This window comes from Modestobacter sp. URMC 112, from assembly GCF_053502575.1.
Map to the genome: position 1 here is coordinate 4,683,567 of NZ_CP199957.1, position 17,295 is coordinate 4,700,861.

The 17,295-nt window shown below is 70.5% G+C and carries 15 protein-coding genes; 10 read left to right on the forward strand and 5 right to left on the reverse strand.

All coding sequences use genetic code 11. The features are described from left to right. The first annotated feature begins 33 nt into the window (after nucleotides 1-33). Together ACWIX6_RS22275 and ACWIX6_RS22280 are read left to right on the forward strand one after the other, a co-directional pair. A complete protein-coding gene (locus tag ACWIX6_RS22275) occupies nucleotides 34-597 on the forward strand; it encodes a class I SAM-dependent methyltransferase (protein WP_448614626.1) in 564 nt (187 codons plus the stop codon). After that, nucleotides 594-2,429 (forward strand): glycosyltransferase, encoded by a 1,836-nt coding sequence (locus ACWIX6_RS22280; protein WP_448614627.1) that lies wholly within the window; start codon nucleotides 594-596, stop codon nucleotides 2,427-2,429. The genes ACWIX6_RS22275 and ACWIX6_RS22280 overlap by 4 nt, the downstream gene beginning before the upstream one ends. Here the strand turns inward: ACWIX6_RS22280 and ACWIX6_RS22285 are convergent. From ACWIX6_RS22285 to ACWIX6_RS22300, 4 genes are all read right to left on the reverse strand, one after another. Then, nucleotides 2,406-3,356, reverse strand: coding sequence for a glycosyltransferase family 2 protein (locus ACWIX6_RS22285; RefSeq protein WP_448614628.1), 951 nt, complete (start codon nucleotides 3,354-3,356; stop codon nucleotides 2,406-2,408). The two genes, ACWIX6_RS22280 and ACWIX6_RS22285, sit on opposite strands and share 24 nt — an antisense overlap. Beyond that, nucleotides 3,353-4,546: an ABC transporter ATP-binding protein gene (locus ACWIX6_RS22290; protein WP_448614629.1), complete on the reverse strand. Its 1,194-nt coding sequence runs from the start codon at nucleotides 4,544-4,546 to the stop codon at nucleotides 3,353-3,355. The genes ACWIX6_RS22285 and ACWIX6_RS22290 overlap by 4 nt, the downstream gene beginning before the upstream one ends. Nucleotides 4,547-4,754: 208 nt before the next feature. Continuing rightward, entirely contained in the window at nucleotides 4,755-5,591 is an 837-nt protein-coding gene (locus ACWIX6_RS22295) for an ABC transporter permease (RefSeq protein WP_448614630.1), read from the reverse strand. Then, on the reverse strand, nucleotides 5,588-6,559 hold the full coding sequence (locus tag ACWIX6_RS22300; RefSeq protein WP_448614631.1) for a UDP-glucuronic acid decarboxylase family protein: 972 nt from the start codon (nucleotides 6,557-6,559) through the stop codon (nucleotides 5,588-5,590). Before ACWIX6_RS22300 ends, ACWIX6_RS22295 begins: the two co-directional genes overlap by 4 nt. A gap of 140 nt (nucleotides 6,560-6,699) precedes the next feature. Between ACWIX6_RS22300 and galE the strand changes: the two genes are divergently transcribed. The 4 genes from galE to ACWIX6_RS22320 all read left to right on the forward strand — a co-directional run bounded on the left by galE (nucleotide 6,700) and on the right by ACWIX6_RS22320 (nucleotide 11,382). After that, nucleotides 6,700-7,662 (forward strand): UDP-glucose 4-epimerase GalE, encoded by a 963-nt coding sequence (gene galE / locus ACWIX6_RS22305; RefSeq protein ID WP_448614632.1) that lies wholly within the window; start codon nucleotides 6,700-6,702, stop codon nucleotides 7,660-7,662. A 121-nt stretch (nucleotides 7,663-7,783) separates the two neighbouring features. Beyond that, entirely contained in the window at nucleotides 7,784-8,779 is a 996-nt protein-coding gene (gene rfbB, locus ACWIX6_RS22310) for a dTDP-glucose 4,6-dehydratase (RefSeq protein ID WP_448614633.1), read from the forward strand. Further along, nucleotides 8,776-9,663: a dTDP-4-dehydrorhamnose reductase gene (gene rfbD / locus ACWIX6_RS22315; protein WP_448614634.1), complete on the forward strand. Its 888-nt coding sequence runs from the start codon at nucleotides 8,776-8,778 to the stop codon at nucleotides 9,661-9,663. The genes rfbB and rfbD overlap by 4 nt, the downstream gene beginning before the upstream one ends. A gap of 204 nt (nucleotides 9,664-9,867) precedes the next feature. Further along, a complete protein-coding gene (locus ACWIX6_RS22320) occupies nucleotides 9,868-11,382 on the forward strand; it encodes a sugar transferase (protein WP_448614635.1) in 1,515 nt (504 codons plus the stop codon). On the opposite strand, the gene ACWIX6_RS22325 is transcribed toward ACWIX6_RS22320, so the two are convergent. Next, nucleotides 11,376-11,990: a dTDP-4-dehydrorhamnose 3,5-epimerase family protein gene (locus ACWIX6_RS22325; RefSeq protein WP_448614636.1), complete on the reverse strand. Its 615-nt coding sequence runs from the start codon at nucleotides 11,988-11,990 to the stop codon at nucleotides 11,376-11,378. The two genes, ACWIX6_RS22320 and ACWIX6_RS22325, sit on opposite strands and share 7 nt — an antisense overlap. A 485-nt stretch (nucleotides 11,991-12,475) precedes the next feature. Between ACWIX6_RS22325 and ACWIX6_RS22330 the strand changes: the two genes are divergently transcribed. From ACWIX6_RS22330 to ACWIX6_RS22345, 4 genes are all read left to right on the forward strand, one after another. Continuing rightward, nucleotides 12,476-13,156 (forward strand): hypothetical protein, encoded by a 681-nt coding sequence (locus ACWIX6_RS22330; protein ID WP_448614637.1) that lies wholly within the window; start codon nucleotides 12,476-12,478, stop codon nucleotides 13,154-13,156. A 130-nt stretch (nucleotides 13,157-13,286) separates the two neighbouring features. After that, nucleotides 13,287-13,802: a diguanylate cyclase domain-containing protein gene (locus ACWIX6_RS22335; protein WP_448614638.1), complete on the forward strand. Its 516-nt coding sequence runs from the start codon at nucleotides 13,287-13,289 to the stop codon at nucleotides 13,800-13,802. A 1,440-nt stretch (nucleotides 13,803-15,242) separates the two neighbouring features. Beyond that, nucleotides 15,243-16,070 (forward strand): glycosyltransferase family 2 protein, encoded by an 828-nt coding sequence (locus tag ACWIX6_RS22340; RefSeq protein WP_448614639.1) that lies wholly within the window; start codon nucleotides 15,243-15,245, stop codon nucleotides 16,068-16,070. 38 nt (nucleotides 16,071-16,108) lie between these two features. Next, nucleotides 16,109-16,732 carry a metal-dependent hydrolase gene (locus ACWIX6_RS22345; protein ID WP_448614640.1) on the forward strand — a complete coding sequence of 208 codons (624 nt, stop codon included), beginning with the start codon at nucleotides 16,109-16,111 and terminating at the stop codon, nucleotides 16,730-16,732. Nucleotides 16,733-17,295 lie beyond the last annotated feature (563 nt).

The following is a 17,295-nucleotide window of genomic DNA, read 5'->3' on the forward strand; positions in this document are numbered from 1 at the left end:
AAACTCCTCTCTTACGTCCAGCCCTACCGGCCGATGGGCCAGGGTGGGGTACTGCTCGACGAGCAGTACGCCTCGGCGGAATGGGACTACCTCCGTTCGTTTGGCGAGGCTCCGCGGTTCGGGGTCGTAGCGTCCTACTGCCGGCTCGTAGCACCGCGCGGGTCCATCCTAGAGGTCGGCTGCGGCGAGGGCTTCCTCTCCGAGCACCTCGCGCACGAGGCGTTCAGTTCTTTCGAGGGCATCGACATCTCCGCCGTGGCCATCGAGCGCGCACAGGCGCTGGCCGACGCGAAGACGACATTCCGCTGTGCGGATGCCGAGTCCTACGTCCCCGAACGACGGTTCGACGTGATCGTCTTCAACGAGGTGCTCGAGTACTTCGACGACCCGCTGGCGCTGGTGCGTCGATACGACCAGTACCTCGAGCCCGGCGGCTCCGTAATCGTCTCCATGTTCGCCGGCCTCGACACCGCGCGCACCCGCCGGATCTGGAAGTGGCTCCACGCCCATTACCAGACGCGCGCACACGCCAAGGTCTCCACCCAGCGTGGGTACCTGTGGACCATCAAGGTGCTCCACCCGTCCGGGCGCCCGTGACCCCCACCCGTGATCCCTGGCTCGGCCCTCCGGGAGGCGCCGACCCCAGGATCAGCGTCGTCCTGCCCACGTACCAGCGGCGGGACGTGGTGTCCGATGCCCTGCGGGCACTCGCCGACCAGGTGTACGACCAGGCCTACGAGGTCATCGTCGTCGTCGACGGGTCCACCGACGGCACCGCCGAGGCCCTACGGGCTATGCAGCTCCCGTTCCCACTGACCGTGCTCGAGCAGGCGAACGCCGGAGCAGCCGCAGCCCGGAACGCCGGAGCCCATCAAGCTCGCGGCGACATCGTGCTCTTCCTGGACGACGACATGGAGGCCGACCCGCACCTGCTCGCGGAGCACGACCGTGTGCACCGGGAGGGCGCGGACGCCGTGCTTGGTCACATGCCCCTGCACCCCGAGTCGGCGCGGACGACCATCAGTGACGCCGTGCAGAGCTGGTCCCTCGAGCGCTTGGTCCGGCTGTCCCAGCCGGGCGCGGTCCTGACCCTGCACGACCTCCTGACCGGGCAGCTTTCTGTGTCGACGGCCGTCTTCCGCGACATCGGCGGCTTCGATGCCGCCTTCACGCACGGCGGGTCTTTCGGCAACGAGGACGTCGACTTCGGCCACCGATTGCTGCGAGGCAACTACGACATCCGGTTCAACCCAGCCGCGGTCAGCCATCAGCGGTACGTCGTCACACCCCGACAGCACCTGCGGCAATGGCGTCAGGCAGGCAGCGCAGACGTCCGCTTCGCCCGCAAGCACCCGCCGGAAGCTCTCGACCTGTTCGAGCTGAATGGGCTGCACACTCCGTTCGCCCAGCGGGTTGCCCGCCCCTTGGCAGCCGTCCCCGCTTGGTCCGCGATCACCTGGCCCGCACGGTCCCTCGCTGTGCTCGTCGGCGACCGGCGCGGACGCATGCCCGGGTTCGTCTTCTTCCGGGCCCGGTCGTTGGAGTACTGGCGGGGCGTCCACGAGGCGGGCGGCATCCCCACGGGCACGACTGTCCGGGTACTGGCCTACCACGCCATCTCCGACGTGCAGGACCCTCCGGTCCTGCGGCCTTATGGGGTGCCCCTCGACCGGTTCCGACGCCAGCTGGCAGTCCTCCGCTCGCACGGCTTCACGCTGATCACCCCGGAGGAGTTCGCCGGCTTCGTCGAGCGCCGCCAGGGACTCCCGCGTCGTGCCGTGCTGCTGACCTTCGACGACTGTTACGCCGACCTCCGACAGGCGGGCGAGCTGCTGCGCGCCGAGGGTCACCGTGCCCTGGCGTTCGCCGTCAGTCATCTCCTCGGCCGGACGAACGAATGGGACAGCCACTACGGCGGGCCTCCCCGAGCGCTCCTCGGGGCAGCCGGCCTGGCGCACCTGCGTGCGGCAGGCGTTGAGATCGGTGGCCATTCGCGCACCCACCAGTCCTTGGCCGGGAAGCCGGGCGAAGTGCTCGAGGACGAGATGGGAGGTTGCGTCGACGACCTCGAGGCCGAGGGCCTTGGTCCGATCCGCTTCTTCGCATACCCGTACGGGGAGCACGACGAACAGGTACGAGCCCGGGCTCGGGCCTTCGGTTTCACCGCCGCATTCGCCATCGACCCCGGCCTGACGAACTCCAAGACGGACCTCATGCGCGTCCCTCGGGTGGAGGTCCTCCGTTCCGATCGGGGCCTGCTCTTTCTCATCAAGTTGCTCGCGCCTCGAGCCCATGCCAGGACCGTGGCCGCACATCGGCGCGTCGTGACCACAGGACGGCGCGCACGGAGCAGGGGCGGCCGGTTCGTGAGGGCCATCCCCCGCGGGATCCGCGGATTGAGGAACTCAAGCGCCCCCGAGTCTGCGTAGCCCCTTGCCGAGCCATCCAACGCCCGAACGGGTCTTCCGCACGAGCCGACGGGCGAAGGACGACAGCGCATACGCCCTGGGTCTGCGGTAGGGCTGCAGCTCCCGCGCGACGGCAGCACGGACAGCTGCAGGCGGCTGATCCGGTAGCTGGTCCAGGTAGCCCTCGAACCAGTCGAGGAAGTAGCGGCGGACGTCGTGGTATTGGCCGGCGCGACCGACCGTCGCACCGATGGAGTCGCCGTGCTGGCGGTAGTCCAGCCACACCTCGTCCGCGAAGTACACCGGCCAGGCCAGGTACAGCTTGGCGAAGAACCCCTGGTCCTCGTAGGCCTGCCTAGGGCCGGTGAAGTGTTCCTCGAACCCGCCCAGTGACTCGACGGCACGACGGCGTACCAGGACGTCCGAGGGACAGGGAGCAGCCGCCCGTCCCAGCGGGTACAGGGCCAAAGACGCTTCCGGGGGGTGCACGACTCTTCCCTGCACGTGACCGGTGGGCACGATGTCGTCCAGCCCGCCGGCCCACGAGCGCCAGTACCGGACGGTGCCGCAGACCATCCCCACCTCGGGAAAGCGGTCCATGAGCGTGACCTGCTCGGCCAATTTCCTCGGCCGCCAGACGTCGTCGGCGTCGATGAAGGCGATGTACTCACCTTCCGCGGCGGCGATGCCCAGATTGCGGGTGGCACTCATGCCGCGATTGGCGTGGTCCTCATGCTCCAGGTACTTCACGCGAGAGGGATCACGCGCCACCCAGCTCTGAGCGATCGCGGTGCTCCGGTCGTAGGAACCGTCGTCACACAGCAGAAGTTCGAAGTGGTCCATGCCCTCCTGGGCCACGACGCTGGCAATCGCTTCGTCCATGTACTCCTCACCGTTGAGGAAGATCATGATCACCGTGATGAGCGGCGCGGCCTGCCGGGTTGTCATGGAGCCGTCGTGACGGGTCGGACCACGAAGGGGAGCCCGAGGGCCAACAGCCGGTCCGGACGGTCTTGCTCCGCGCCACTGAGGGTGAACGAGACGGCGGCCGGCTCGTTCACCAGGTCCTCGTGAACCGTGCCGATCCACAGGCCAACGGTGTACTCGCCCACGTTCAGCACCGCCGGCACGGACAACTCCGCGCAGTAGGAGCCTGGGCTGAGGCTCGTGACCCCGCGGTCGCTCAACGCCTCGTCGAAAATCCTGACTCCGTTCCGGGTGGTGAGGTAGACGGCCATGTCCAAGCCGGGCACCTCTGCATCGAGCGTGAAGTCCACCTGGATCCGCAGTGGCACGTCGCGGATGAGGGCCCGACCGGGGCCACCCTCGTCGGAGACGACGCGGACGGCGCTCACCGTGACGGGACCGCCACTCAGGAGGGAGCCGGAGGACGCCGACGACAACCCCGACGCCAGATATGCATGGACGACGTCGCGGGTGGGGCCGGACTGACGGGTCTGGCCCTGTTCCAGCCACAACGCACGGCGGCAGATCCGCGTCAGCGTCTCGAGGTCGTGGCTGACGAAGACGACCGTCCGCCCCTCCTCCTCAGCTTCCGCCATCCGCCCGATGCACTTCCGCTGGAACTCCGCGTCGCCGACCGCGAGGACCTCGTCCACGACCAGTACGTCGGGCTCCAGGTGCGCTGCCACGGCAAAGGCCAGTCGCAGGTGCATCCCGCTGGAGTATCGCTTGACGGGTGTGTCGAGAAAGCGTTCGGTGCCGGCGAAGTCCACGATCTGGTCGAACCGGGCGACGATGTCCCGCCGGGACATCCCCAGGATGGCACCGTTGAGGTACACGTTCTCCCGTCCGGTGAGCTCGGCGTGGAAGCCCGTCCCCACCTCGAGTAGTGCGGCCACCCGGCCACGCGTCCTCGCGATACCGCTGGTCGGTGAGGTGATCCCCGCGAGGATCTTGAGGACGGTGCTCTTCCCGGCCCCGTTCCTGCCCACGATCCCGAGAGCCTCACCATCCCCGACCGAGAAGGTGACGTCTCGCAGCGACCACAGGACCTGCGGGTCCTCGCGCTGCTGTCCCACCAGCTTGCGCGCCGCCGCGTGGAGCGCCTCGCGCGCGTTGAGGTGGTGTCCCAGCACGTACCGCTTGCTGACGCTCTCGAGCTGCACACGGTCCACGGGTCAACGACCATGACTTTCGGACGCGAGGCGGCAGCGGTGACAGCCCAGCGAGCCCAGCACCCGTTCTCCCTGGCCTGCCGACCCGACGGTGATCACGGAAGGTAGTATCCCAGCCTCGTGCCGGATGCTGACGTCGCGGACCCGTCTGTTCCGGCGCTCTGGCGTCGTCCTCGACAGCGATCCCTGACCGCACGACACCATCCGCTCAGATGACGTCGGCGAACGTGCGCTGGGCCCGACTGAAGTAGACGAGCCCGCTCAGCAGGACCACGGACGCCGCCCCCATCGAGACCACCAGTGACCAGCCCGGCCACGGCGTGCCCAGCAGCGCCCATCGGCCGAGTTCGACGACGCCTACCACGGGGTTGAGCGAGTACACCATCTCCTGCCATCCAGAGAGGGCACTCGCCGGGTAGGCGATGGGACTGGCGAACAGCCACAGCTGCAACAGAGGTGTCACGGCGTGCTGGACGTCGCGGTAACGGACGTTCAGAGCGGACAGCCACAGTGCGACACCGAAACCCGTCATCACCAGAGCGAGCAGCCAGAGCGGGACGGCGAGGAGCCGCACGCCGGATCCCACCTGGTAGTACAGCGCTGCGGCGGCGACGAGCACGAGGGAGGCCGCGAGGTCGACAGCCGGCGGGACCATCGAGGCGGCCGGAGCAGCAATCCGCGGGAAGTACACCTTCGTCACCAGGTTCACGTTGGACGCCAGCGCCCCGCTTGCAGACGAAACCGCACTGGAGAAGTAGGTCCACGTCACCATGCCGACGAGGGCGAACAGCGGGTAGGGCACACCTTCGCTGTCCACTCCGGCCAACCGGCTGAACACGAAGGTGAAGACGGCGACACTCGCGAGGGGCTGGGCGAGCACCCAGACGACGCCGAGCACGGCCTGGCGGTACCGGAGCCGCAGGTCGCGGAGCGCGAAGTAGGCGATGAGTTCCCGGGAGTCCCACAGCGCCCTCCAGCTGCGCTGTCCCGCGACGCCCTGGGGAGAGTTCGTCCGCCATGGGATCTGCTCGTCCTCGACGTTCATGGCGCGGTCCGGGATGGGGACGAGTACGGGGTTCCCGGGTCGAGCACGTCGCGGAACCACTGCACCGTGCGGGCCATGCCGTCCCGGACTGGCACCTTGGGCTCCCAGCCGAGCAGGTCGCGGGCGAGGGAGATGTCCGGCTGCCGCACGTGGGGATCGTCCTGGGGGCGCTCCACGAACGTGATGGCAGAAGACGAGCCGGTCACCTCCAACACCAGTTCGGCCAGCGCCAGGACCGACATCTCCCCCGGGTTGCCGATGTTCATCGGCCCGGGATGTCCCGAGTGCAGGAGCCGGACGATCCCCTCCACGAGGTCGCTGACGTAGCAGACCGACCGGGTCTGGCTCCCGTCGCCGGCCACGGTCAGCGGCTCTACGGCGAGCGCCTGCCGGATGAACGTCGGGATCGCTCGGCCGTCATCAGGCCGCATCCGCGGACCGAAGGTGTTGAAGATCCGGACGATCGCGGTGTTCACGCCGTGGAAGGAGCGGTAAGCCGTCGTCAGGGCCTCTGCGTAGCGCTTGGCCTCGTCGTACACCCCACGTGGGCCTACGGGGTTGACGTGCCCCCAGTACGTCTCCGGCTGTGGGTGCACCTTCGGGTCCCCGTACGTCTCGCTGGTCGACGCCAGGAGGAACCGTGCCCGCTTCTCCCGCGCCAGGCCCAGTGCATGCAGGGTGCCGATGCTCCCGACCTTCAACGTCTCGATGGGCAGCCGCAGGTAGTCGACCGGGGACGCCGGGCTGGCGAAGTGCAGCACGAAGTCGACGTCCTCGGGGATGTGCACGTAGTTGGTGACGTCGTACTCGACGAGCCGGAATCCCGGCTCGGCGACGAGGTGCTCGAGGTTGGCCTTGTTGCCGGTCAGGAGGTTGTCAATCGCGATGACGTCCAACCCGTCTTCGAGCAGCCGTTCACACAGGTGGGACCCCAAGAACCCGGCGCCGCCGGTCACCACCACTCGCATCGCAAGAGCCTCTCGTGCCGGGTCGGCGTTGTCTCCGAGTGTCGAGCGGCGCTCATTGTGGGTAGTGCCGTCGCCCACCAGCAAGTTCGGACACGAGGATCCACCCACGATGACGGTGGGCGCCTTCTAGAGTCCACGCCATGTCCGGAGAGCAGTGGGTGGTGACCGGGGGGGCCGGCTACATCGGCGCCCACGTCGTCCGAGCGCTGCTCGACGCCGGCCGGACGCCAGTCGTGCTGGACGACCTCTCCACCGGGCTCCCGTCACGGCTCCCTGCCGACGTCGAGCTCCTGGACCACAGTGTGCTGGACACCAGCGCGCTCACCTTGGCCCTCGAGCGTCTCCGCCCCACTGGGATCGTCCACCTGGCGGCGAAGAAGTCGCCCACCGAGTCGATGTCCGACCCCCTGCTCTACGCCCGGGAGAACGTCGGCGGCGTGGTCAGCCTGCTGGAGGCCATGCGGCGGACCGACTGCTCCCGCATCGTCTTCTCCTCGAGCTGCTCGGTCTACGGCACCCCGGTCGACCAGCTCGTGGACGAGGAGGCGCCCACCGTCCCCGAGAGCCCGTACGGCGAGTCGAAGCTCTACGGCGAGCGGGTGCTGACCGCGACTGCACGGGCCCATGGCGTCAGCGTCATCAACCTGCGCTACTTCAACGTCGTGGGCGCCGCCGATCGCGAGCTGCGGGACCGCGGCGCGTACAACCTCGTACCGCTCGTCTTCCGCGCGCTCCGCGACGGAGAGCCAGCGCGGGTGTTCGGCGACGACTACCCCACCCCGGACGGCACGTGCGTGCGCGACTACGTCGACGTCCGCGACCTCGCCGACGCCCACGTCCGGGCCGCCGCGGCGCTGGAGTCGGACGCGATGACGGCCACCTACAACGTCGGGCGCGGTACCGGCAGCAGCGTGCTCGAGGTGCTGGAGGCAGTCCGCACGGTGACCGGCAGACCGCTCACCCACGAGGTCCACGGAAGGCGACCCGGGGATCCGGCCGCCATCGTCGGGCGCGTGGACCGCATCGAGAAGGAACTGGGTTGGCGAGCGCGACACGACCTCCTGGACATGGTCCGCAGCGCCTGGGCCGCCGAACCCGGCTGACCATCATCCCAGCCGTCCGCTGGTCGGACCGGTGCGCGGCCGTCGCGGGGACTCACCCGGCGGTAGGAGCTTCGGCCCGGCAGACCCCCGTGGCGCTTGGAGTTGGCTAGCGTTCCGTCACATGCGCGTCCTGGTCACTGGCGGCGCGGGCTTCATCGGCTCGCACTACGTCCGCACCATGCTCACCGGCGGCTACCCGGGCTACGAGGACGCCGAGGTGACGGTCTTCGACAAGCTCACCTACGCCGGCAACCTGGCCAACCTCGCCCCGGTCGCCGACAGCCCGCGCTACCGCTTCGTCCAGGGGGACATCTGCGCTCCCGCCGACCTGGACGCCGCCCTCCCCGGCCATGACGTGGTGGTCAACTTCGCCGCCGAGTCGCACGTCGACCGCTCCATCACCGGCGCCGCGGGTTTCGTCCTGACGAACGTCCTCGGGGCCCAGCAGGTCTTCGAAGCCGCCCTCAGGCACGGGGTCCGCCGCGTCGTGCACGTCTCGACCGACGAGGTCTACGGCTCCATCGACGAGGGCTCCTGGACCGAGGACCACCTCCTCGAGCCGAACTCCCCGTACTCCGCCGCCAAGGCCGGCAGCGACCTGATCGCGCGCGCCTACGCCAAGACCTACGGGCTGGACATCTCCGTCACCCGGTGCAGCAACAACTACGGGCCGTACCACTTCCCCGAGAAGGTCATCCCGCTGTTCGTCACCAACCTGCTCGACGGGCACAAGGTGCCGCTCTACGGCGAGGGCGCCAACGTCCGCGACTGGCTGTTCGTCGACGACCACTGCCGCGGCATCCAGCTCGTGGTCGAGCGGGGCGAGCCGGGCGAGTACTACAACATCGGCGGCGGCCGGGAGCTGTCCAACAAGGAGCTCACCGAGAAGCTGCTCGAGGCCACCGGCCGTGACTGGTCTTACGTGGACAACATCGTCGACCCCCGCGGGGGCGGCCACGACCTCCGGTACTCCGTCGACTACTCCAAGACGGCGGCTCTCGGCTACGCCCCGCGGATGGCCTTCGAGGACGGTCTCGCCCTCACCGTGCAGTGGTACCGGGACAACCGCGCCTGGTGGGAACCGCTCAAGGCCGCGGCGGCCACCGCCCGCGCATGACCGGGCCCACCGCCTGGCTGGTCACCGGCGCTGCCGGCCAGCTGGGCACCGACCTGCTCACCGTCCTGGCCGGACGCGGAGACGACGACGTCACCGGGCTGACCCGGGCAGACGTCGACCTCACCCACGAGGACGGCGTCCGCATCGTCGTCCGGCAGTGGCTGGCCGGCGCCGAGGCCCGCGGTGCCCGACCGGTGGTGCTCAACGCCGCCGCCTACACCGCGGTGGACGCCGCGGAGACCGACGAGGACACGGCTCGGGTGGTCAACGGTGCCGCTCCCGGCTGGCTGGCCCAGGAGCTGGCCGGCCGCGGCCGACTGGTGCACGTCTCCACCGACTACGTCTTCGCCGGCACCGCCACCCGGCCCTACGGCGTCGACGACGCCCCCGCCCCGCGCACCGCCTACGGACGCACCAAGCTCGCCGGCGAGCGCGCCATCGCCCAGGTCGACGACGACGCCGTCGTCGTCCGCACCGCCTGGGTCTATGCCGCCCACGGCACCAACTTCGTCCGCACCATGCTGCGGCTCGAACGCGAGCGGGACACCGTCTCCGTGGTCGCGGACCAGACCGGCACCCCGACCTGGTCCCGCGACCTGGCCCGCGGGCTCGTGGAGGCAGCCCTCTCCCCCGCGCACGGCGTGCTGCACGCCACCAACGCCGGGCAGACGACCTGGCACGGCCTCGCCCGACTCGTCTTCGAGGCGGCCGGCGCCGACCCGGAGCGGGTGCTGGCTACGACGACCGACGCCTTCCCGCGGCCGGCGCCCCGGCCGGCGTACTCCGTGCTGGACTCGGCCAGCTGGCTCGCCGCAGGCCTGACGCCCCTGCCGAGCTGGCAGGAGTCACTGCGCCTCTGTGTGGCGCAGTTGAGCGCTGGGTGACCGACCACGAACTGCACGTCGCAGACGTGCCGACAGCAACTGTCCGGCCGGGCAAACTCTTTGATGCGGCGCTGAACGACATGTTCCAGATGGATGCGGCGTGAGACCATTCAGCCGCCGACGGGGGGCCGGCGGGTGACAGTTCTGGCTGTCTACGCGCGCGCTCACCCCGACCTGTGACGCGAGCAGTCAGGGAACTGATACATGGGTTCGATCGACCTGATCGACCGGCCGGGATCCTCCGGTGCCGGATCGGCGGGCGACGGCTGGCAACCTTTCGCGGCCTCCATCCGTGGCGAGGGGACGGAAGCTCGGCGGGCGTGGAGACCGCGGTACGTGCGTCGGGCTGCGTTCTTCGACCTCGTTTGCGCCGCGGTGGCTGCACTCATCGGGCACACCCTCTTCTTCGGTCCACGCGTCGACAGCGCGCCGGGGCCACCTTTCTGGATCATGCTCGCACTGCCCTTGGTCTGGGTGCTCGCCATGCTGCTGGCCCGCGCCTACGAGCAGCGGTTCCTCTGGGTCGGGGTGGAGGAGTACCGCCGGGTGCTCTCCGCCGCCGTTCTGCTGCTCGCCGCCGTGGGCACCGTGTCGCTGGCCTTCCACCTGGCCCCGGCCCGCGGCTTCGTCGTCCTCTCCCTGCCTCTCGCCACGTTCCTCACCCTGGTGCAGCGGTGGGGCCACCGGCGTTGGCTCCACCTCCAACGGCGCCGAGGCAGGTACCAGCAGACGACGCTCCTCGTCGGGCACTGCCGCGCTGTCGCTGCACTGGACGAGCAACTGCACCGGGCGGCCGACCGGGGCTACCGGGTCATCGGCTGTTGCCTCCCCTCAGATCAGCAGTCCCGGGTGTTCGACGCCTTCAACGGCCTGCCGGTGCTCGGCGGGGTCGACGACGTCGCGGATGTGGTCACCCGGTTCGGGGTGGACACGGTGGCAGTCCTGCCGAGCGAGGAACTCGACGGTCGGGTGCTGCGGGACCTGGGTTGGCAACTGGAGGACACCGAGGCAGAGCTGCTGGTGGCGCCGGCGATCACGGACGTCGTCGGTCCGCGGGTGCACATCCGCCCGGTGGCGGGCCTACCGCTGCTGCACATGGAACGCCCGGAGCTGACCGGACTGCGCCGGTTCACCAAGGGCTTGGTGGACCGCACCGCCGCCATTCTTGGCTTGGTCCTGCTCGCGCCGGTGCTCCTCAGCATCGCGGTCGCGGTGAAGGTGACCAGCCCGGGGCCGGTGCTCTTCCGCCAGGAACGCGTCGGCCACTGCGGCAGGGGCTTCACCATGCTGAAGTTCCGCAGCATGGTCCCCGGCGCCCACAACATGGTGCGTGACCTGGCCGCAGGGAGCGATGGCAACGACGTCCTGTTCAAAATGCGCAACGACCCGCGCGTCACCCGCGTCGGCCGGTTCCTGCGGCGCTACTCGCTCGACGAGCTGCCGCAACTGATCAACGTCGTCCGGGGTGAGATGTCGCTGGTCGGCCCCCGCCCGCCGCTGGGCAGCGAGGTCGAGCGCTACGGCCGGGACATGCACCGGCGGTTCCTGGTCAAGCCCGGGTTAACCGGCCTGTGGCAGGTGACCGGCCGCTCCGAGCTCTCCTGGGACGACACCGTCCGCGCCGACGTCCGCTACGTGGAGAACTGGTCGCTGGCCCTGGACGTCTCGATCCTGGTCAAGACCGTCCGTGCCGTCGTGCGCGGCTCCGGGGCCTACTGACCGGCTGCGCGTGCGCGGTGCTCCGCGTAGCGGGCCGCACACTGCTCCATCGTCGGCAGCATGCCCAGGTCCGCGGCCTGCTGAAGGGTCGGCGCGGCCAGGTCCTTGGCGGACAGCTCGAATTCGACGTCCCTGGGCCACGGCAGGTCCAGCGCCGGGTCCAGCGGGTGGACGCCGAACTCGCGGCCGGGTGAGTACCCCGACGACACCAGGTAGGTGACCGAGCTGCCGTCGGTCAGCGACAGGAACGCGTGCCCGAGCCCCTCGGACAGGTAGACCGCGCGCGGCCGCTCGCTGTCCAGCAGCACCGAGTCGTGCACGCCGAAGCTCGGCGACCCGACCCGGACGTCCACCACCACGTCCAGCACCTTCCCCGCCGGGCAGTACACGTACTTGGCCTGCCCGGGCGGGACCAGCGCGAAGTGCACCCCCCGCAGCGACCCGCGGCCGGAGACGCTGTGGTTGGCCTGCGCCAGCGTCAGCGGGAAGCCCGTCGCCTCGGCGAGCACGTCGGCCCGGTACCACTCGGTGAACCGACCCCGGGAGTCCCCGTGCGGCACCAGGTCCAGGACGTAGCTGTCGGGGACGGCCAGCTCGCGGATCTTCACCCAGGGGACGGTAGTGGAGTGCGGTTCCCCCTTCGGACGACGAGGGACCGAGCGATCCCCGGCGTGTCGCCCTGGGACACGCGGTGGCGCTCTGTGCACATCCGACTACGCGAACTACCTTGCCTGAGGCCGGCGACCGAGCCGGCGCGACAACGGGGGTACGAGTGCACCACGCAGGACCTGGGCCGGACACGGTCGGCCGGCATCGCATGCCGCAGTTGATCACCTCCCGACCCCCTGTCCCCCCACTGACGCGGCCCCTGCCGAGCGTCGCTCCGCCGGTCGCCCCTGCCGAGGAGACCGCGCAGCCGGCTCGCCGTCGGCACGCCGCCCGCCCGGCGGCCGACCGCCCTGCGGCCCCGTCCGACCGCCGTCGTCACGCCGCCCGCCCGGCGGCCGACCGTCCCGCGGCCTCCTCCGGCCGGCGGCGGCACGGCTCCCGGTCCGTCCCGGCGCCGCACCGGCACCTGCGCCTCGTCTTGGCGGTGCTCGCCCTGGTCGCCGTCGTCGGTGGCCCGGTCGTCGCCCAGTCCACCGGCAAGCTGGGCCTCCCCGACTCCCTGGCCGCCCAGTTCACCGCCGGGCCGGAGCCGGACGGCGGGCTCCCGACCGGCTCCGGACCCAGCGACACCCCCGCGGGAGCGGCCGGTCCGTCGCCCACGACGCCGGCCGACCCGCCGTCCGCTCCCCCGCCCGCCTCCCCGTCGGCCGGGACCGACGAGCCGGCCCCCGTCGTGGACCAGCCGGTGTCCCCCGGTCCCGCCGCCGGCCGGACGGCGGAGGACACCGCACCGGCGACCGCCGACGACGCGCCGGCGACCACCGACCCCGCGCCGCAGGAGACCGCGCCGCAGGGCACCGCGCCGGCCGACCCGGACGCCCCGGCCGCGTCCGCACCGGGCGCCGCCACCGAGGCCGGGACGGCGACGGCCGCGGAGGCGCCGTCGACCGCCCCCACGTCGTCCGCCCCGCCGAGCCCGACTCCGCCCACCCGGCCCACCCCGGAGACCACAGCCCCCGGGTCCCCGACGGCCGGTTCCCCGTCAGCCGGACCGAAGTCGGACCACGACGAGGACGACGACGAGGAGTCGAGGGCCTCCTCCACGGCAGCGGTGCCCACCTGCGCCGACCTGCTGCCCGAGCTCTGCGACGTCTTCTCCCGCTGAACCGCCCGAGCCGGAGTCGCCCGGCGGCCTGACCTGCGCCTGACCCGCGCGAGGACCGCCGTCCCCCGCTGGGGGGAGACCACCCGGCGCGGGCCTCACCACCGCCCCGGATCGAGCCGATCCCCTGCCCATGCCCTTCGCCGCCACCGTCCGCGACGCGCTCGGGCTCCCGCAGCCGCGCACCAGCGAGGAGTCGCTCGTCGACGCGGCCACGCTGCTGCCCACCCGGGCCGACCTGTTCCTCCGCCTCGACGAGCTCGCCGCTGCCGGCCGGTCCCCGGTCTCCCTGGTCCTGCTCGGCCTGCTGCGCAAGGACGACGGCTGGCCGACCCCGGGCAGCACGCTCGGCGAGGTGACCTCGCTGATCGCCCGATCGCTGCGTGGCGACGACTGGCTGGCCCGCTCCGGGACCGGCGAGTTCGCCCTCGTGCTGAACGGCAGCGCCGACAGCGCCGAGACGGCCGCCTTCCGGCTGGCTGCCAGCGTCGCGCAGACCGGCATCGCCGGGCTGGCCGCCGCCGCGGGCATCGCCACGCTCGAGCCCGGGGTCAGCGCTGGCGAGATGCACCGCCGGGCCAACCTCTGTCTCACCGCCGCCCGCAGCGTGGGCGCCGGTGCGGTCATCCGCTACCGCGGGACCCGCTGACCTCCCGGCCCGCCTGCGGCAGCGCGGCGGGCCGGGACCGGACCTCGAGCGAGCAGAGATCCGAGATCGCGAGGCTTCGGGCAGATGTCCTGACCAGTCGTCAGGACCCTCGAACGGACTCTCGTCACATGAGCGCAACATGGCCACGGTGACGGAGGTGAGCCTTTTCCGGGGGATCACCCGACGGCGCGTCCTCGGCCGGGAGGCGCACCGCACCGAGGGCGGCTGAGCCCGCCGAGCCACACGCAACGACTCGGCCAGCTTGACCGGACCCGCTCGTGCAGCCGCTCATCACGTACCCACAGGTCAGATGCCAGCGCTCCGCCCAGGACCCCGCGGGGGAGGACGACGACAGCATGATCGGCTGCGGGCGGGAAAGTGACCGTCCTGCACGAGACGTTTTCGCTCTCAGCCCGTCGGGCAGCCATCTTCCCGCCATTTCGCCTGCCATGTGAGGAACATCGAGGATCCTCCGACTCGCTTCTTCCTCGACGTGGGAGATGGGTTCGACGACACCCTCGAAATTTGGGAACAGCGCTCCGGCCATGAGGTCGGAATGGTTCCTCGACCGCAATCCGGACGGGATTTCCGATGGCCTGGTTGTGGTGCGGACCTTCGTCTCGGCCCTCCGTCTTCGGTCGCGCGACTGAGAGGGCAACCGTCCAGTCAGCGCGGGTGTCCGTCCTCCGTGCGTGTTCGTCGTCACGGTCGGCGGTCCGGCAGCCACGTCGGTCTTCCCGATCGCCCTATGCGGTTGCTTGCTGACGCAGAGGCAGCCATGCGATGTCCAGGAGGCGTCACACCGCCCGAGTTCGACCCCCGATGCAACCGTGACCCTCCGCCCTTGCGCAGGTCGGGACGACCCGTCCGCCCGGTGGACCAGCGCTGGTGCTCGTGAGAATGACACTGAGTAGCGGCTCGTCAACCTAACGAATCGGCCCGGATCGCACCATTGCCGGCTACGAGAAGAAGCTCAACGAAGTGGTGGACAACCGTACGGGAACTGCGGTAGACATCACGCGCTCCATCAAAGGTGAAGCAAATGAAGATCATCCTCCACGTCGTGGCCTCCGCGACGATGGGCGGGTGAATTGCGACTGGGAACGGTCACGGGGGGAGTTCGCACATCTGATCCGTGAGCAGTGGTCGCGTGACTGTCCACCGTGCGACGGGCCGAGCGCCCGTCGCACGAGGAAATCAACACGGGCGAGCGATGATCCGCCGGGCGATCCTGGTCGCCACAGCCCAGCGGTGAGCAGAGGCGAAACCGACCCCGTCTCGAGCGACATGACCTGAGGAACGCCCATGTCCAGCTTCAGACTGGTCGGACTCCGCCCCCGGAGGACGGCCCCCCGCCGGGATCACGCACCGAGCCCGACGCCCGTGCAGGTCGCTCCCCTCGCGGTTGCTCCGACGGCGAGCGACCCGCCGCGCGTCAGTGTGGTCATCCCGACGTACAACGAGGCGAAGAACCTGCCGTACGTGTTCGGCCGGCTCCCGGAGGGCCTGTTCGAGGTCATCGTCGTCGACGGTCACAGCGTCGACCGGACGGTCGAGGTCGCCAGTGAGCTGCGCCCCGACGCTCGCATCGTCATGCAGAACCGCCGCGGCAAGGGCAACGCCATGGCATGCGGCTTCGCCGTGGTCACGGGCGACATCGTGGTGATGCTCGACGCCGACGGCTCCGCCGACCCCCGCGAGATCCCCTCCTTCGTGGCCGCGCTGACCCAGGGCGCGGACTTCGCCAAGGGCACCCGCTTCGCCCGCGGTGGCGGGAGCAACGACATCACGCGAACTCGTGCGTGGGGAAATCGCTGGCTGAACAAGACGGTGAACGGCCTCTTCGGGACCCGGTACACCGACCTGTGCTACGGCTACAACGCATTCTGGGCACACTGCCTGCCACTGCTGGCGCTCCAGGTCGGCGACCGCGACCAGACGGCCAAGCGGTGGGGGGACGGGTTCGAGATCGAGACCATCATCAACACGCGGGTGGCCAAGGCGAAGCTCACCATCACCGAGGTGCCGAGCTTCGAGTCCCAGCGGATCTACGGGCAGAGCAACCTCAACACCTGGCGAGACGGCGTCCGGGTGCTCGGCGCACTGCTCGTGGAACGCGTGAACGGGGTGGGCATGCACAACACCGCCCCGCCGCGACGTTGGAGCGCCAGCCATCAGATCCCCCCGCCCAGACTGCCCGAGCTGGACGAGACAGAGGACCCGATCGCTCCTCCCCTCGATCCGGTCGTGAAGGCCACGAGCGCTTGACCGGCTGCGTCCAGGGTCCTGGGCGGTCGGTTCGTCTCATGGGAGCGTTGCGTCGAGCAGCACGCTCTGTCGATCGACTCGGCTCTCGCCGAGGCGGCCCGCTCGTGGCAGTTGCGCTCCTCCTGTGCCTCGACGCAGCCATCGGCGTACGCAGGTGGCCGGTCCCGGTGCAGGGCGTGCTGGACGAGCCGGCCCACCTGCTGACCGCCTGGCTGGTCCTCCGAGCCCTACGACCTCGCCTGGGGGACTGGCCGGTGGCCAGGTGGGCCCTGGCCGGGGCTGTGCTGATCGACGTCGACCACCTGCCTCTCTACCTGACCGGTGGCGAGTTCGCCGTGGACGGCGGCCGGCCACCGACGCACAGCCTCGTACTGGCCCTCCTGCTGACACTGGGGGGAGTCCGGCGGACATGGCGGGGCGCTGCCCTCGGACTCGCACTCGGCGTGGTCCTCCACGTCGCGCGAGACCTGGCCACAGGCCCGGGAGTGCCACTGCTGTGGCCTGTGGGCGCAGGGAACTGGTCCGTGCCGTACCCGGCCTACCTGGCCGCCGTGTGCTCCCTGTCCCTTCTGGCAGTGCTCAGGGCGCGGACAACTGCCGGCGAGTCGACCCTCCCCGTCACCGGGCCCGGCGCCCGAGCCACGAGGACCACGCCCACCTGAACGCCGGGCACTCACACACGGCACAGTCCGTTCCACGGCGGTAGTGCTGGTGGGCCTGCCGACCGTGGCCGCACTTGCAACGCCTGCCGGAGGAGTCGGCCCCGGCAGAAGGCGATCGAGGGGGAGCAGACGCGGCGGGCGGGTCGCCGACCGGGGCGTCGTGCCGCTGAGGGGCGCACGTGCCCGACTCGGCCGAGACTGCGGGATCACCAGGTGCGCTCACGTCGCCCCTTCCTCAACCCCCGTGCGCGCCCGCCGGTCGACGGGACATCCGTGCTACGGCCAGTCAAACGGTCGGCCGCCCCCGCGAGTGCCGACATGCCGACGGTCACCGAGCGACACGCAACACCGTCACCTCGCGTACGCCCCGCCACCGACGGAGCGTGCACGCTCGAGCCGGCATCGTGCTGAGCGGCCCAGCCGCGGCAGGACCGTCGCTCCCAGGATCCGCCCACATCGTGCCCGGCACACACCGTCGTCCATGTCGCCGTAGGCGACGTCCGGCATGACCGGCGGTCTCGCTCCTGGCGCTGTCGGGATCGCCTGCCGGCCTGTCGTGGGTC

Coding starts and splice junctions, on each gene's coding strand:
- ACWIX6_RS22275 (WP_448614626.1), top strand. CDS start 34: ATGGGCCAGGGTGGGGTACTGCTCGACGAGCAGTACGCCTCGGCGGAA.
- ACWIX6_RS22285 (WP_448614628.1), bottom strand. CDS start 3,356: ATGACAACCCGGCAGGCCGCGCCGCTCATCACGGTGATCATGATCTTC.
- ACWIX6_RS22295 (WP_448614630.1), bottom strand. CDS start 5,591: ATGAACGTCGAGGACGAGCAGATCCCATGGCGGACGAACTCTCCCCAG.
- ACWIX6_RS22300 (WP_448614631.1), bottom strand. CDS start 6,559: ATGCGAGTGGTGGTGACCGGCGGCGCCGGGTTCTTGGGGTCCCACCTG.
- galE (WP_448614632.1), top strand. CDS start 6,700: ATGTCCGGAGAGCAGTGGGTGGTGACCGGGGGGGCCGGCTACATCGGC.
- rfbB (WP_448614633.1), top strand. CDS start 7,784: ATGCGCGTCCTGGTCACTGGCGGCGCGGGCTTCATCGGCTCGCACTAC.
- rfbD (WP_448614634.1), top strand. CDS start 8,776: ATGACCGGGCCCACCGCCTGGCTGGTCACCGGCGCTGCCGGCCAGCTG.
- ACWIX6_RS22320 (WP_448614635.1), top strand. CDS start 9,868: ATGGGTTCGATCGACCTGATCGACCGGCCGGGATCCTCCGGTGCCGGA.
- ACWIX6_RS22335 (WP_448614638.1), top strand. CDS start 13,287: ATGCCCTTCGCCGCCACCGTCCGCGACGCGCTCGGGCTCCCGCAGCCG.
- ACWIX6_RS22345 (WP_448614640.1), top strand. CDS start 16,109: ATGGGAGCGTTGCGTCGAGCAGCACGCTCTGTCGATCGACTCGGCTCT.